General features: G+C 44.7%; 14 protein-coding genes. 10 read left to right on the forward strand and 4 right to left on the reverse strand.

The annotated features are described in order from the left end of the window. Positions 1-122 precede the first annotated feature (122 nt). Together ACE04G_RS26135 and ACE04G_RS26140 are read right to left on the reverse strand one after the other, a co-directional pair. Positions 123-443 carry a transposase gene (locus ACE04G_RS26135; RefSeq protein ID WP_373865008.1) on the reverse strand — a complete coding sequence of 107 codons (321 nt, stop codon included), beginning with the start codon at positions 441-443 and terminating at the stop codon, positions 123-125. 130 nt (positions 444-573) lie between these two features. After that, on the reverse strand, positions 574-1,542 hold the full coding sequence (locus tag ACE04G_RS26140) for a DMT family transporter (protein ID WP_339308439.1): 969 nt from the start codon (positions 1,540-1,542) through the stop codon (positions 574-576). 392 nt (positions 1,543-1,934) lie between these two features. On the opposite strand from ACE04G_RS26140, the gene ACE04G_RS26145 reads away from it, so the two are divergent. The 9 genes from ACE04G_RS26145 to glyA all read left to right on the forward strand — a co-directional run bounded on the left by ACE04G_RS26145 (position 1,935) and on the right by glyA (position 11,169). After that, positions 1,935-2,924 (forward strand): LacI family DNA-binding transcriptional regulator, encoded by a 990-nt coding sequence (locus ACE04G_RS26145; protein ID WP_221821046.1) that lies wholly within the window; start codon positions 1,935-1,937, stop codon positions 2,922-2,924. Beyond that, the gene (gene rbsK, locus ACE04G_RS26150) at positions 2,917-3,795 is read left to right on the forward strand and encodes a ribokinase (RefSeq protein ID WP_339308441.1); all 879 of its coding nucleotides are present in this window, start codon (positions 2,917-2,919) and stop codon (positions 3,793-3,795) included. Before ACE04G_RS26145 ends, rbsK begins: the two co-directional genes overlap by 8 nt. Further along, complete coding sequence (gene rbsD, locus ACE04G_RS26155) at positions 3,795-4,196, forward strand: D-ribose pyranase (RefSeq protein WP_339308443.1); 402 nt, start codon at positions 3,795-3,797, stop codon at positions 4,194-4,196. The genes rbsK and rbsD overlap by 1 nt, the downstream gene beginning before the upstream one ends. A gap of 14 nt (positions 4,197-4,210) precedes the next feature. Then, positions 4,211-5,692 carry a sugar ABC transporter ATP-binding protein gene (locus ACE04G_RS26160; protein WP_036615975.1) on the forward strand — a complete coding sequence of 494 codons (1,482 nt, stop codon included), beginning with the start codon at positions 4,211-4,213 and terminating at the stop codon, positions 5,690-5,692. Positions 5,693-5,702: 10 nt separating this feature from the next. Next, positions 5,703-6,665, forward strand: coding sequence for an ABC transporter permease subunit (locus tag ACE04G_RS26165; RefSeq protein WP_370511443.1), 963 nt, complete (start codon positions 5,703-5,705; stop codon positions 6,663-6,665). A gap of 14 nt (positions 6,666-6,679) precedes the next feature. Next, entirely contained in the window at positions 6,680-7,612 is a 933-nt protein-coding gene (gene rbsB, locus ACE04G_RS26170; protein WP_036615972.1) for a ribose ABC transporter substrate-binding protein RbsB, read from the forward strand. A 318-nt stretch (positions 7,613-7,930) separates the two neighbouring features. Next, on the forward strand, positions 7,931-8,674 hold the full coding sequence (locus ACE04G_RS26175; RefSeq protein ID WP_221821051.1) for a YggS family pyridoxal phosphate-dependent enzyme: 744 nt from the start codon (positions 7,931-7,933) through the stop codon (positions 8,672-8,674). 19 nt (positions 8,675-8,693) lie between these two features. Then, positions 8,694-9,899, forward strand: coding sequence for a benzoate/H(+) symporter BenE family transporter (locus ACE04G_RS26180; protein ID WP_221821053.1), 1,206 nt, complete (start codon positions 8,694-8,696; stop codon positions 9,897-9,899). A 25-nt stretch (positions 9,900-9,924) separates the two neighbouring features. After that, a complete protein-coding gene (glyA, locus tag ACE04G_RS26185; RefSeq protein ID WP_221821055.1) occupies positions 9,925-11,169 on the forward strand; it encodes a serine hydroxymethyltransferase in 1,245 nt (414 codons plus the stop codon). Between the two features lie 136 nt (positions 11,170-11,305). Here the strand turns inward: glyA and ACE04G_RS26190 are convergent, their stop codons facing one another. Next, positions 11,306-11,926: an NAD(P)-dependent oxidoreductase gene (locus tag ACE04G_RS26190; RefSeq protein ID WP_449004743.1), complete on the reverse strand. Its 621-nt coding sequence runs from the start codon at positions 11,924-11,926 to the stop codon at positions 11,306-11,308. Between the two features lie 45 nt (positions 11,927-11,971). Then, complete coding sequence (gene pdxR, locus ACE04G_RS26195; protein WP_449004744.1) at positions 11,972-13,402, reverse strand: MocR-like pyridoxine biosynthesis transcription factor PdxR; 1,431 nt, start codon at positions 13,400-13,402, stop codon at positions 11,972-11,974. Between the two features lie 285 nt (positions 13,403-13,687). Here pdxR and ACE04G_RS26200 point away from each other — a divergent pair, with 285 nt between their 5' ends. Beyond that, a complete protein-coding gene (locus ACE04G_RS26200; RefSeq protein WP_449004745.1) occupies positions 13,688-15,793 on the forward strand; it encodes a serine hydrolase domain-containing protein in 2,106 nt (701 codons plus the stop codon). Positions 15,794-16,093: the final 300 nt, after the last annotated feature.

Here is a 16,093-nt window from a genome sequence, read left to right on the forward strand (position 1 = left end):
CTGCGGCTGTGTTGCTCGCCATTTGTAATAACTGGAACGGGGTATTCCTGTAATCGATAATAGGCGTGTAATGCTATGCGAGCAGCGCAATTCGTCTATGATATCGTAGTTCTCCCGTTGGCTCAGCGCTTCTCCTTTACTAGATTTGGATACCGCTTTTTTAAATAATCCACCTGTGCTTGAAGGTAGTCACGTTCTTCTTCTACACTGCTAAAGGCAGTACGGGGACGTCCTTTCATTGGATTCGGAACATTGTTTTTTCGCTCATCGAACGCTTCCCCGTTTTTCCACTTTTTCACCCACACCTTCAGTTGTGAACAGTTTCGAATTCCTTCGCGTTCAGCTACCACTTTATAACTTGAAGACCCTTCGACATAGGATCTAACCGCATTCAATTTAAATTCTTCGGTATACGTCTGAAATGTTTGTCCTTTTTTTGCCATAAAAATATCCCCTCCAAGTGTCACTTGAAAAAACCCTCATGATAACATGAAGGTTTTTTCAAGTGTCTACTTAAAGGGGATAATACCATGATTAGCGGCTTTTTGTTATCCATGGAAGTGGACGCGTAGTCTATTTCATTGGAGTGTTATTAGAGCTTTGCACAGAACGTACACGATTGACCAAATAAATGCCGACCGATACAAACAACAATGCAGCCAGATTCTTCAGTTCCAGAATCGTTTCCCCCAGGAATAATGCTGATAATAAAGCTCCAAACACAGGGATTAGAAAGTTATAAACAGACACTCTTCCGACCTTGTTGTACTTGAGAAGCATATTCCATAGACAAAATGCGACGGATGACAGTAAGGCCAAGTAGATCAAGTTACTGGTGGATTCCAAGGTGAAATGAGTAACCCGACCGCCGAGTGATAGACCTAACAGCGTAAGTACCAGTCCCCCAACCAACAGGCTGACGCCTGTTATGATCAGAACATCGATCGTAGCGGTGAGACGTTTTGCATAGAGGGCTGTAACGGAAAAAACAAGTGCTGCTATAATCACGAACCCTTCACCTGTGAATGAAAAGGAAAAAGCAAGCAGATCCGTATGGAAGTTTACGATGATTACGCCAACGAATCCGAGCAAGCAGCCAACGATTTTATTTCTGCTTAATTTGTCGTTTTTATAGATGAAATGGGCCAGAACAACACTGAAAAAGGTTGTCGTTGCGTTCATAATGGAGCCTTTGACACCCGTCGTATTGGCTACGCCAACGTAGAAAAACATATATTGCAAACCGGTTTGCAATATACCTAACATGATGAGACCTGTCCACTGAGGTCTGGTTAATTGGAGCTTCTGTTTTCTAACGATACGAGACAGGAGCAAGAGCAGCAAGCCCGCCAGTGTAAATCGATATCCTGCAAATACATACTTGGAAGCAATATCTTCCGGCAGAATGTTAAATGCGATATATCCAAGTTTGATGGATGGGTACGCACTTCCCCATAATAAGCAACACAGGCTTGCCACGAGCATGACAAAAATGGGATCACTAAATTTACTCGGTTTCTCAAGGGTATTTCTCTCTATCACTTTCGATCTTCTCCTCACATTTCATGCACATATGTATGTATGAATCTATTAATATCCTCCCTGACCATATCACATATCGCCAATGTTTTGTAATGAAAATTAATGATATTCCCGGTAGGAAAAAAAAATGAAGCCTTTGCGCAATATTTCATAGGAGATTGCTGATTTTTATGTTGATCTGGGTGCCATCGCTCTGAGTTTTAATCGAGTGGTGGCTTCTTTACGTCTATGAAGTATCGACCTCCCTTACAGGTGAAATCTATGATATAGATGGATTCCACTGCACATTCATATATACTTGGAGAAATTTCCAGATTGAAAACGCTTGTCAAACAGAAAAGAATATGATAATTTAATGTCTGTAACCGGTTACACATAGAGGAGAGCAACTTATGACAACAATTAAAGATGTAGCTCAACTGGCTGGCGTATCTGTTGCCACCGTATCCAGGGTCATTAACGATAGAGGTTATGTTCATGCGGACACACGCAAGAAAGTGGAAGATGCCGTGAAGGCACTTAACTTTTCGCCGAATGAAGTGGCCCGCTCATTATATAAGCGCAAGTCCAAACTGATTGGCCTGTTGTTGCCGGATATCGCCAACCCTTACTTTCCACAATTGGCCCGCGGCGTAGAGGACCGGATGCAGGAACAGGATTACAGACTGATATTCGGAAATAGTGATGAGGATGAACGGAAGGAGCAGGATTACATCCAGACGTTTATCCAGAACAACGTGGTCGGTGTGATCTCTTCAACGAACTATCCTCATTCTTCAATATATGAAAAACTGAAGATTCCCGTTGTGTTTCTGGATAGAACATCATTGGATCGTCCATCCGTGTATGCGGATGGCAGGGAAGGTGGAAGACTAGCTGCAAGGGAGATCATCAAACGCGGCAGTCGCCGGATCACAGTTATGCAGGGACCGTCACAGATCAGACCCGCTCAAGATCGTTTTGAAGGAGCGATTGAAGTCATCCGTGATGCTGGGTTAGACTACAAGGTAATCCAGACGACCTCATTTTCAATTAACGAGGCAGGTGTATGGGCTGAAGAATTATTCAGAAAGTATGCGGACACAGACGGGGTCATTGCCAGCAACGACATCGCAGCCATGGCCGTACTGCATGAGGCATCACGAATCGGAAGAAAGGTTCCTGATGACGTACAAGTGATTGGTTTCGATGACATTCCGATGAGCAGACTGTTATCGCCGGCATTGTCCACCATCCATCAGCCAGCATACGAGATGGGAAGAGAAGCGGCGGGATTACTTATCCAGCTTGTGGAACAAGCTGCAATAGAGAATAAAAACATACAGTTGCCCGTAAGCTTCATCGAACGGGGCACTACGAGAAAGGTGAGATCAGATGGCTAAAATATGTGTAATAGGAAGCAGTTCGATGGATCTGGTTGTTACTTCGTCAAGACGGCCGGGAGCGGGGGAAACCGTTCTTGGCGATAGCTTCAAAACGGTTCCTGGTGGCAAAGGAGCCAATCAGGCTGTTGCTGCTGCACGACTGGGTGCCGAGGTTGCGATGATCGGCCGGGTAGGCGACGATGTTTTTGGCAAAGATATTTTAGAGAACTTTAGAACAAATGCTGTAAATACGCAAAATGTGAAACCGGTTACACATTTAGAAAGTGGAACGGCTCATATCATTCTGGCAGAAGGTGATAATAGTATCGTAGTGGTTGAAGCGGCCAATCGAGAAGTCACTCCTGCATATGTCGATGAAGCAGCTGAAGTGATCCGCGATGCAGATATCGTACTAATTCAGCAGGAAATTCCGGAGGAAACGGTTGTGCATGTAAGTACATTATGTGCAGAATTCGGAACACCGCTGCTGCTTAATCCCGCACCGGCGAGAACATTACCGCAAGAAGTGATCGACAATGCAGCATATATCACGCCGAACGAGCATGAATGCGAGATTTTATTTCAGGGTATGAGTCCTGCACAGGCGTTGCGTCAATATCCAAACAAGTTGTTCATCACGGAGGGCAGTAAAGGTGTACGTTACTTTGATGGTACTGAGGAAATTTTAGTCCCAACTTATAAAGTTGAGGCTGTCGATACTACTGGGGCAGGGGATACGTTCAACGCCGCATTTGCAGTTGCTTTGGCTGAAGGAAAAGCATTGCAAGAGAGTATACGCTTCGCCAATCGGGCTGCATCGTTGTCCGTCACCAAGTTCGGAGCGCAGGGCGGCATGCCGACGCGTGATGAAGTAGAGGAGAGCTTGTAATGAAAAGAAATGGCATGTTGAATAGTCACATTTCCAAGATTTTGTCTGACTTGGGCCATACGGACATGATTGCGATTGCGGATGCAGGTCTGCCGGTACCGGACGGGGTAGTCAAAATCGATCTGGCTCTCAAACTGGGAACACCAAGTTTTCGCGAAGTGGTGGAAGCGATCACTGAAGATATGATCATTGAGAAAGTCATTGTGGCTGAAGAGATTTGCGAAGGCAATCCCGTAGCTATGCAATTCATCACAGAGAAATTCGGGGTAGAAGCAATTGATGCTTCCGTCAGCCATGAACAATTCAAAGCATTAACTCGGCAGGTGAAAGCGGTCATCCGCACAGGTGAAGCCACACCCTATGCCAATTGCATTTTACAATCGGGAGTCCATTTCGGTTAAAAGGAGGTTGCGTAATGCACATTCAGATGCAAGACATTCATAAAGCGTTTGGAACGAATCAGGTGCTGAGCGGAGTGGATTTTGAACTAAAGGATGGTGAAGTTCATGCCCTGATGGGGGAGAATGGAGCCGGCAAATCCACACTGATGAATATTCTGATTGGTCTTCATCAGCGTGATCAGGGAACCATTACCATAGACGGAGAAGAAAACTATTTTGCAAGTCCGAAGGAAGCCGAGAAACTGGGTCTCACATTCATACATCAGGAGCTGAATGTATGGCCTGAAATGACGGTGCTGGATAATCTCTTTATTGGTAAGGAACTGACATCATCGTTCGGATTGCTCAATACAAGACAAATGAAAGCGCTTGCCAAAGAACAGTTCGCCAAGCTTTCCGTAGACATACCACTGGAACGTCCTGCGGGAGAGTGCTCTGTCGGGCAGCAACAGATGATCGAGATTGCCAAAGCGCTAATGACAGATGCCAAGGTCATCATTATGGATGAGCCAACAGCAGCACTTACGGAGCGTGAGATCCAGAAGCTGTTTGGTGTAATCAGCTCGCTGAAGAAGGAAGGCGTATCCATCGTCTATATTTCTCACCGAATGGAGGAGATATTCACGATCTGTGACCGGATTACCATCATGCGTGACGGAAGAACGGTAGACACACAAGCTATTCCGCAGACAAGCTTTGATGAAGTGGTGCGGAAAATGGTAGGTCGTGAACTTACCGAGCGTTATCCTGTCCGGAATCCTTCTTATGGTGAAGTTGTCCTCGAAGTAAGGAATGCAAGTAGCAAAGGTCTATTCGAGAATATTAACTTCACCGTGAGAGCGGGGGAAATACTCGGTTTTTCAGGACTGATGGGTTCTGGACGAACAGAGATCATGAGAACCATCTTTGGTTTGGATACGTTGGATAGCGGTGAAATCTTCATCCGCGGCAAAAAAGCGAACATTCGTAAACCGGCAGATGCAGTGAAACATGGAATCGGGTTTATTACAGAAGACCGCAAGGATGAAGGGCTGGTATTAGACTTCTCTATTCGCGAGAATATGGCGTTGCCAAATCTGTTCAGTTTCTCAAGCAAAGGTTTCATCTCAACTTCAAAAGAACAAGACTTCGTAGATACACTGATTAAACGTCTACAGATCAAAACGCAATCCTCCGAGACGGCGGCAAGGAATCTATCCGGGGGTAACCAGCAGAAGGTGGTTATCGCGAAATGGGTTGGTATCGGACCAAGCGTACTTATCCTGGATGAACCTACCCGCGGAGTGGATGTCGGGGCGAAGCGCGAAATCTATGAATTGATGAATGAACTGACTGACCGCGGCGTTGCAATCATCATGGTATCGTCGGAGCTGCCTGAAGTGCTTGGCATGAGCGACCGGATCGCGGTTGTGCATGAGGGACACATCAGTGGCGAGGTTGCAAGGGAAGTAGCAACACAAGAACACATTATGACATTGGCCACAGGGGGACAGTGATATGACAACAATGCAGGAAAACAAAACGGCTAAAAGCGGATTCCGTTTCTCAAACGTGATACAAAAATTGGGACCGCTGCTTGGCTTAATCATTCTTATTCTCATCGTATCGGTGTTGAATCCAAGTTTCTTGGAACCGCTCAATATCTTGAATTTATTGCGTCAAGTCTCGATTAATGCGCTGATTGCCTTTGGTATGACGTTTGTTATCCTGACGGGTGGAATTGATCTGTCGGTCGGCTCAATCCTGGCTTTATCCAGTGCTTTTGTAGCAAACATGATGTTGTCTGGTCTCGATCCGATCTTGTCCATCATTATTGGTGTAGCACTCGGTGGTGTCATGGGTATGGTGAACGGACTGATGATTACCAAAGGTAAAATGGCTCCGTTTATCGCTACATTGGCTACCATGACCATATTCAGGGGACTGACATTGGTGTACACCAATGGTAATCCAATTACAGGGCTCGGGGATAACCTGTTGTTCCAACTGTTTGGCCGCGGTTACCTGCTGGGCATTCCGGTACCTGCAATCACGATGCTGATTACCTTCATGATTCTGTGGATTGTTTTGCATAAAACGGCTTTTGGTCGTAAAACGTACGCCATCGGCGGTAATGAGAAAGCTTCCATTATCTCGGGTATCAAAGTTAATCGCGTGAAAATTATGATCTACTCCCTGACAGGTATGCTCGCTGCTCTGGCAGGTGCAATTCTGACATCGCGTTTGAATTCAGCGCAACCAACGGCAGGTACATCCTACGAGCTGGATGCAATCGCAGCAGTTGTATTGGGTGGTACAAGTCTTGCTGGAGGACGCGGACGCATCGTTGGTACACTGATCGGTGTTCTGATTATCGGCGTGTTGAATAATGGATTGAACTTGCTTGAAGTAAACTCATTTTATCAAATGGTTGTAAAAGGTATCGTCATTGCCATTGCCGTCCTGCTGGACCGCAAAAAAACAGCATAAGGAGAGAAGCGAATATGAAAAAGTGGACTGTAACACTCATAAGTATGCTGATGATCATCGTTCTGGCCGGGTGCTCTCTGGAGCCACCGGAATGGGCGAAACCTAACCCAAACAAAAGTAACGGACAGAAGAAAATAGGTTTGTCGATATCTACACTAAACAATCCATTCTTTGTATCACTGAAGGATGGGGTCATGGCTGAAGCCAAAAAACAGGGAATACAGGTCATCGTGGTGGATGCGCAGAACGATTCGGCCAAACAAACCAATGATGTGGATGATCTCATTCAGCAAGGTGTTAGTGCACTTCTGATTAACCCCGCGGACTCTGCAGCGATCTCCACAGCGGTTCAATCCGCTAATAGTGTGGGCATTCCTGTGATCACGCTGGATCGCTCCGCAGATAAAGGCGAAGTGGCGGCACTAGTGGCATCGGATAACGTTAAAGGTGGACGCATGGCAGCTGAATACTTTGTTGAACAACTTGGTGAGGGAGCAAAAGTCATTGAACTTGAGGGTGTACCTGGCGCTTCCGCAACAAGAGAACGGGGTAAAGGTTTCCACGAAGTGGCTGACAAGCAACTCGATGTGGTTTCCAAACAATCTGCTGATTTCGATCGGTCCAAAGGATTAAATGTCATGGAGAATCTGCTTCAGGGTAATCCTGACGTGCAGGCAGTATTTGCCCATAATGATGAGATGGCACTTGGTGCAATTGAAGCGATTCAAAGCTCAGGTAAAGACATTCCGGTCATCGGATTCGACGGCAATGATGATGCAATCAAATCCATTCAGGATGGGAAATTGACGGCAACAGTCGCTCAGCAGCCTATACTGATTGGCCAACTGGCGCTGCAAGCAGCTCTGGATGTATTAAGTGGCAAGCAGGTGGAGTCATCGATTCCTGCTGAATTGAAGCTGGTAACCAAGGAAAATGTGAACGAGTAAATCATCATAAAACATGTATCTTCTTGGACATGAACATAGAACTAAACCAAGCCGCTAATTTAGCGGCTTTTTTCATTTTGGAAGAAGCGTGTGGGCATCACATCAATCAGATTATTGAAAAGCATATTACAGAGGTGCCCCAATTGAATAATGTCCACTTTGTCGTTTTGGACTGCTCAAAAAGAGCATTTTTGGATATGTATATCCAATCCATGCGTTGCTATACTAGCATGACGTTCCACACAGTCTTCACAATACATAAGGAGGAGCTAATCTCAATTATTCATTCCCGTTTGGAATAGAAAGAAGGTGGCTGACATGAAACATATAGTAGAAGAAAATCTTCAAACTGTAAGACAGCAGATGGCATTGGCCTGCCAGGCTTCAGGTCGCAACATCGAGGACATCAAGTTGTTGCTCGCGACCAAAACGGTACCGCTTGAGAAATTACAAATAGCTATTCAAGCAGGTGAGGTCCTGTTTGGAGAAAACAAAGCTCAAGAACTCCGAGACAAATTCCCACTCATGGAACAAAGCAAGCAGGTGGAATGGCATTTTATCGGACATCTGCAAACAAATAAAGTAAAGGACGTTGTTAAATATGTTACTCTCATCCATTCCGTAGATCGTCTGAAACTGGGTCAAGCGTTACATAACCAGCTTCTCAAAGAGAATAAGACCTTAGATATTCTTGTGCAAATTAATACGTCCTACGAAGAAAGTAAATTTGGTGCCTCTCCAGAAACAGCCGTTGAGCTTGTAGAACAGTTGTCTCAATTCGAGACATTGAATGTGAAAGGTTTAATGACGATTGGAAAACTGAATGCGACAAACGAAGAAACACGACATTGTTTTCGATTGTTAAATCAGATCCGTACGCAGATTAAAGAGAAAATTATTCCACGCGTAGAAATGGATATTTTATCGATGGGTATGTCTGGAGACTTCCAAGTCGCCATTGAAGAAGGAGCTACAATGATACGTGTAGGAACAAGTGTATTTGGTCAACGCTACTTACCGGACGAGTATTACTGGAATGAAAACACACGCATCGATGATTAAGTGAGAGGTAGTGTTAAATATGAAGACAGCATCCCCTTCGTTACGTGGCCGTGATTTGATATCGCCGGTGATCGCCGCTTTAATATCCGTAATTGTTAATTACGGGGGTACGTTTATCCTTGTTTTTCAAGCTGCAAAAGTGGCTGGTTTAAGCCCGGAAATGACTGCTTCCTGGATTTGGTCCATCTCGATTGGGGTAGGAGTAACAGGAATTTGGCTCAGTTATCGATATAAGGAACCGATTATTACAGCCTGGTCTACACCGGGTGTGGCGTTTCTCGTTTCAGCATTAGCGGTAACCCCTTATCCAGAAGCAATTGGCGCTTACATGATTTCAGCAGTCGGATTTATTATTTTAGGTTTGTCAGGCATGTTTGAACGTTTCGTTCGACTTATTCCCCCAGGCATCGCTTCCGGATTGTTAGCTGGTATTTTACTACAGTTTGGTATTTCGGCCTTTGGAGGGGCGAAGGTAGATCCTTTGCTTGTGATTGTACTGTTTGCAGGCTATATCGTGCTAAGAAGGTTTACTTCTCGTTACGCCATTGTTGGCATATTGGCAATCGGTTTGATTTATTTGATATGTATGGGGAAAACAGACTTCAGTACGATCCAATTGGCTGTCGCATCGCCTGTATTTGTTGTTCCGGCATTTTCGTTAAATGCTTTACTTGGCGTTGCGCTACCGCTGTTCATTATTACCTTGACAGGGCAGTATATGCCCGGAATGCTTGTTCTGCGTAATGATGGATTCAAGACAAGTGCCAATCCTATTTTGGCTGTAACAGGTTTGGGTTCGCTTCTTGCAGCCCCATTCGGATCACATGCTTTTAATGTGGCAGCTATTACAGCAGCGATTTGTACAGGAAAGGATGCACATGAGGATTCAACCAAACGTTATATTGCAGGTATTGCTTGTGGTGTTTTTTATATTTTTGTCGGCATTTTTGGCGTAACATTGGCTGCTCTGTTTTTGATTCTTCCTGCTACCTTTATTGCAACACTAGCGGGATTGGCCTTACTTGGAACCATCGGTGGCAGTCTTGCCAATGCATTAACGGACCCTAAGGGACGTGAAACTGCATTGATTACGTTTTTGGCGACAGCGGCGAATGTGACTTTGCTTGGTGTGGGTGGTGCATTTTGGGGACTGTTTGCAGGAATGATGGCACATCTACTGATGAATAGTAAATTTCCCAAAAAACAAATTGGAACGAATAAATAACCGTAATATTGAGAGGAAGATGTTCATGAAACATTTGGAGAAGCAAGATAAAGTAATAGGAATGGCTGTCCAGCAAGAGCTTGGAAGGCAGCGGGATACGATAGAACTGATTGCATCAGAGAATTTTGTGAGTCAAGCTGTGATGGAAGCAACAGGTTCGGTGTTGACCAATAAATATGCAGAGGGGTATCCGGGCAGAAGATATTATGGCGGATGTGAGCATGTCGATACAGTCGAAGAGATAGCAAATAGCCGCCTTAAAGCCCTTTTTGGCGCTGAACATGCGAATGTGCAGCCTCACTCCGGTTCTCAGGCCAACATGGCAGTATATTTTGCCTCGGTTGAGATTGGTGACACAATACTTGGCATGAATTTATCCCAAGGAGGTCATCTAACACACGGAAGCCTTGTTAATTTTTCAGGTAGGTTTTACAATTTTGTTTCATATGGTGTCGATGCACAGACGGGCCGCATTGACTTTGACGAAGTACGTAAACTTGCTTATAAGCATCGTCCACGCATGATTGTTGCAGGTGGAAGTGCATACCCGCGGACCATTGAGTTTGAATTATTTGCCCAGATTGCCGCCGAAGTGGGAGCTCTTTTCTTTGTAGATATGGCGCATATAGCAGGAATTGTTGCGGCAGGTTTGCATCCTAACCCCGTACCACTTGCCCATTTTGTTTCAACTACCACACACAAGACCTTACGAGGACCACGAGGGGGAGCCATTTTGTGTCGGGAGTCCTGGGCAAAGGCGATCGACAAAGCTGTATTCCCGGGGACTCAGGGCGGGCCATTCATGCACGTTATCGCGGGGAAAGCAGTGGCATTAGGCGAGGCATTGCAATCCGAGTTCACAACATATATTGAAGGTGTTCTGAATAACGCCAACGTATTGGCAGAAACTTTAACGAATGAAGGACTCACCCTTGTATCGGGTGGGACAGATAATCACATCGTGTTGGTTGACTTACGAACTATGGGCCTTACAGGCAAAGAAGCCGAAGCTTTACTGGATGAAGTAGGGATTACCGCGAATAAAAATGCAATCCCTCACGATACTGCAAGCCCGTTGATCACGAGCGGTATTCGTTTTGGAACGCCGGCTATGACGTCCAGAGGACTGGGAGCCAGGGAAATGAAAGAAATTGCTCAGCTGATAGGGCTTGCTTTTAAAAATCCAAAGAACTCGGATGTAAAAAATCAAATATTAGGTAGTGTCCGCGAAATTACTTCGCAATTCCCTTTATATGAAGGGCTTAAATAGCTCAACAGCAGACACAAATAGAGCCTGCAATTGTTCCTGATGGCTAACAATTGCAGGCTCTTTGATTTTCCATGCCTATATTGAAACTTACTTTTTTGACGAAGAGATATACCTCAATTGAGATATAGGAGACGCCCTAGTAGGCTATACCTACACGAGACTGTACATACTCATCAGACATTAATTGCTGATAAGCAAACTCCGCAGTATCGATTACAGATATAGAAGTTCCACCGTCAGGCAAATAGTCGCGCTCAACCCGGTACTTACCGAGAGATTCTCCATCAAATAAGTAGGTAGGACACACGATGGTCCATTCTAACTTTGAAGCTTTGAGAATGTTGTACATCTCCAGATGCTCTTCAGCTGCTCGCGTGGACTTACGTTTAGACTCAGGGGATTGAAAACGAAGCAAGCCAGGATCCGTTCGACTTTCCAATATTCCTGCGGTACCAATGGTAATGATTCTTTTGATACGCTCCTGAGCCATAGCCTCAACGATATGTCCCATGGATTGCGATAATGTAGTCGTTCCATCGGTACTTAAGGAACTAACAACGAGATCCACACCCTGTATGGCATGATGAATATCCTCTTTGACTAAAGCGTTTCCTTGATGCAGAACGAAATTGTCATTGTTGATTTGTACCTTTTCCAGGCTTCTAACCAGTGCAGTTACATGATGATTGGAACGTAGGGCATTGGAGACGAAATGACCTCCAACCCGTCCGGTGGCTCCTAACACTAAAATTTTCATTACAAAAAACATCCTTTCGAATCCGATTGGAGAGCATGTTCTCCATCATAATACAATCTTTGCAAGCCGATGTATGCCTTCCTCAATCTGCTCCTCATCCACTTTTGCAAAACCTAATATCCATCCTTTTCGATGACTCTCCAAGCAATATCTACTAAGCGGATACACGCGTACACCTTGATCAAGGGCGGCATTCGTCAGCGCTTCTTCGTCAAATGACGTTTCAGATTCTAGAAGCATATGTAATCCCGTTTCCACACCACTTAATGTAAATCGCGAGCCTAGGCCAGAAGCAACAATGGCTTTGGTCATGACTTCGTGTCTGCGTCGATATATGTTCCGAACTCTTCTCATATGGCGCATAAAATGACCACGCTCAATAAAATGAGTTAGCGTTAATTGTTCCATAATCGGCAGATGACGATAGGTTAATTCATGAACTTGAGTAAGGCGATCGATGGCTATTTTGGGGCCGATGATAGCCGATAGACGAATGCCTGGTGCAACCATTTTGGAAAAACTCATCATATAAAGCGTATTCTGAGGTTGCTGACTGAATATAGTTGGAAGCGGATCTCCACGGTACCTAAATTCGCTATCGTAGTCATCCTCAACAATCCAATATCGATGATGAGCTGCCAAGTGCATCAATTGTTGCCTGCGAGGCTCCGACATAATAACGCCAACTGCGCATTGATGAGAAGGTGTGACAAATACGAGTTTCGTCTGTGGGTGAATATGATCTACACATAATCCATACTCATCGACTGGAACGGGATCGACTTGCATCCGGCGGTATTTCATCGCCATCCAAGCAGCAGGGAAGCCGGGATCTTCTACGGAAACTCTGTCTCCCTCACTTAAAAGTGCCTGGGCAATTAAATCAATGCTATGTTGTGCACCTGAGGTTAACAAGATTTGATCAACATCGATATGAATGCCTCGTTCAAGTGACAAATAACGCTGAATCTGTTCTCTTAACGCCAGTAAACCTCTGGCATCGCCATAAGCCCAAAGATCCAGATTGGGTTCAGTGGAAGCTTGCAAAAAGGATTGCCTCCAGGCTTTTGTAAAACTCTCATCTAAATAAGGCTCGTGGGGATTAAAATCAATTTCTATTTTGCGATTGTCCCTATTGCCAAACCAACTATGCAGATGACCAATCGATTCGTTCAGTGCAGGCAGTTCGGGCGGAATAGGCCCTTGCATCGTGACGCCTTCTGATGAATGAGGTGCATATGTCCAATCACTAACCCTTGTACCGGCCCGACGGGAAGTTACCGTATACCCTCGACTGAATAATTCCTCGTACACAATCTGTATGGTTGACCGTGAAACACCAATTAATTGAGCAAGTTCGCGTGATGGAAGCAGCAATTCGCCTGGTTGCCATTTCCCGGTTGTGATATTATGAATCGCTTGATCCAAAAGTTGCTGCCAGATCGGGCGATGGTCATTCCGATTAACTTTTAGCATTGCTTCAACTCCATTACTCATGCTGAATTATGGATTGCATTTATTTATGTACTTGGTCATGTTATTGGCACTCCATTGATTGATATACCATTATAGCAAAAGTTTAATTTGCAAACAAAACAAAGCTGGACTACAGCGATTTTTACTGTGTGTCCAACCTATTTGGGTTGATCCTGCTTGGTTCATACTCGATTCATATTCAAGCCACAGACAGTTCATCTTCTTCGGTTACACTACGGGAGTACGAACACAGAGATTTCTAATCCATAGACTAGACAGGAGAAGATGAGATTGACACGAAAGAAACGAACGTCTATCGCCGCCATAACTTTGGTGTTTGCAATGATGTCCCCAATGTCGGCCATGGCCACACCCGCTACCAGTAACGGTAGTAGCCCTACGTATGATCTAACTAAAAAGGCAGTAAGCGCAAAGGCCAAGGTACTCACTGAATCATACGCTACGACAAGTGTGCAGTACGCACTGATGGATGAGGGCGAGATTGTGATCTCCGGTCAGGCAGGCAAAAATGATCTGAAAAACAATATTCCCCTTTCTTCAGACACCATGTATGGCATAGGTTCAACCAGCAAGATGATGCTCACAACCGCCGTAATGAAGCTAGTGGACCAAGGCAAAATCGATCTTGATGAGCCTGTCGTGAAGTATATTTCAGATTTTAAAATGAAAGACAAGCGTTACCAACAGATTACACCACGTATGCTACTGAATCATTCATCCGGACTTCTCGGAACGTCAAGTAACAGTGCAATACTGTTTGGAGATAATGATACCTATGCGCATGATACGTTACTGGAACAATTGGCGACGCAACATCTGAAGGCCGATCCTGGCGCATACTCGGTGTATAGTAATGACGGTTTTACATTAGCTGAAATTTTGGTTGAGCGGGTCAGCGGCATGAGCTTCACAACTTTCATGCACCGGTACATAACCGAACCTCTTGGTATGGCGCATACCAAAACACCGCAAGATATTGTGGACTTTAGCCAGATGGCAGCAACATACGCCCCTTCGCATGAGGAACAACTCCCGTTAGAGACTACAAATATGATTGCCTCGGGAGGCATCTATTCCACCGCTGAAGATCTGGTTCAGTTCTCGAAAATCTTTACAGGTGAGGTTGAAGGTGTTCTTTCGGAGGAGTCCGTAGAGGCCATGGAGCAAGAAGAATACAAGAGAGGCATGTGGCCGGAAGAAGGCGATTCGTCTATTGGTTACGGCCTCGGCTGGGACAGCGTGAACTTGTTTCCTTTTAATGATTACGGCATCCAGGCAGTAAGCAAAGGTGGCAATACAATAACCTATCATTCCTCCTTAATTGTGTTACCGGATTATAATATGGCTGCTGCCGTAACCTCTTCGGGTGGTCATAGCTCAACGGATCAATTGCTGGCAACTGAGCTGTTGCTTGGTGCGCTTGAGCAGAAGAATATCATTCCTGAGCGTAAACCGGAGAAGTCACATGATGCACCAGTGAAAACAAACATGCCGAAGGAACTTACACAGCACACAGGCATGTACGCGGGTGGGGCAAACATGTTAATGAAGATGGACGTAACAGATGATGGGCAATTAACGCTATCTAATCTGTCGTCTCCTAACAGTCCTGATCAGACCTATACGTACACCGCTGATGGCTCATTTGTTAATGATGCGGCTACGGAAAAGCTGAAGTTCGTTCAGGAAATCAACGGGAACACATATTTGTGGTCTCGCTCGTATCAGTCTGTTCCTGGGCTTGGGCAAGTTGCTTCCTCTGAATATAAGGCAGAAAAGCTTGAAACCAATGAATTGTCGGAAGAAGTAAAGGCCGCATGGCTGAAACGGGAAGGCAAAGCCTACGTGTTGGTCAATGAAAAATACACATCAACACTGTACAACGCAGCGATGCCGATGATTCCCATTCATACTTTTAATGAGCTACCGGGTTATGTCTACACGAATAAAATCGTTGGAGCTAACCAAGCTGTGAACCAATTGCAAATTCCTGGATTAGCAGGGCGTGACACGATGGAGTTTAATTTCTATGAGGAAAATGGCGTGGAATATGTTACAGCTGGAGGCAACGTTTATGCTGCTCAAGACGTCATCAAACCGATCTATGCAGGAAAACAATCGAAGACAACGATTCAGGCGAATGGTCATGCCACATGGTATTCGATTCCAGCATCAGCTGCAGGTAAGAAAATGAAGGTCAAGATGTCTGCAAACAGCGCATTTGCTGTATATAACCAAGCTGGCATAGGCATTAATCATACAGTGGTCAGTGGACAAAACGAAATTGTGTTGCCTGAGAACGGAACTATTGTATTCGCGGGTGAAGCTGGTTCGAAGTTCGAGATTGTATTGACAACCAGAGCAAATTAATAGATTATAAAAAACTGTACAATAAAAAGTCGCGGAAATCGCGGCTTTTTTTGAGTCTTAAATTTTAAATAATACGTTTTAAAGTAAATGTACCTTTTTTCAGATTCACAATGTAATATTGGGTTTCGCGAAGCTTACCTAAAGGGTAAGTATTAAAAGGGCTTTTACTGGTTGGAAAAAATGATGGAGGAAAATGTTGCAAGTGTAAAGGCAAAGCATTGATTGTTAATATACAGTAAATAATAACAATCAAATGGGCAGAAGATCGACAAAAAGCATAACCGTAATACCGATTCCAAA

This window comes from Paenibacillus sp. AGC31, from assembly GCF_057334655.1.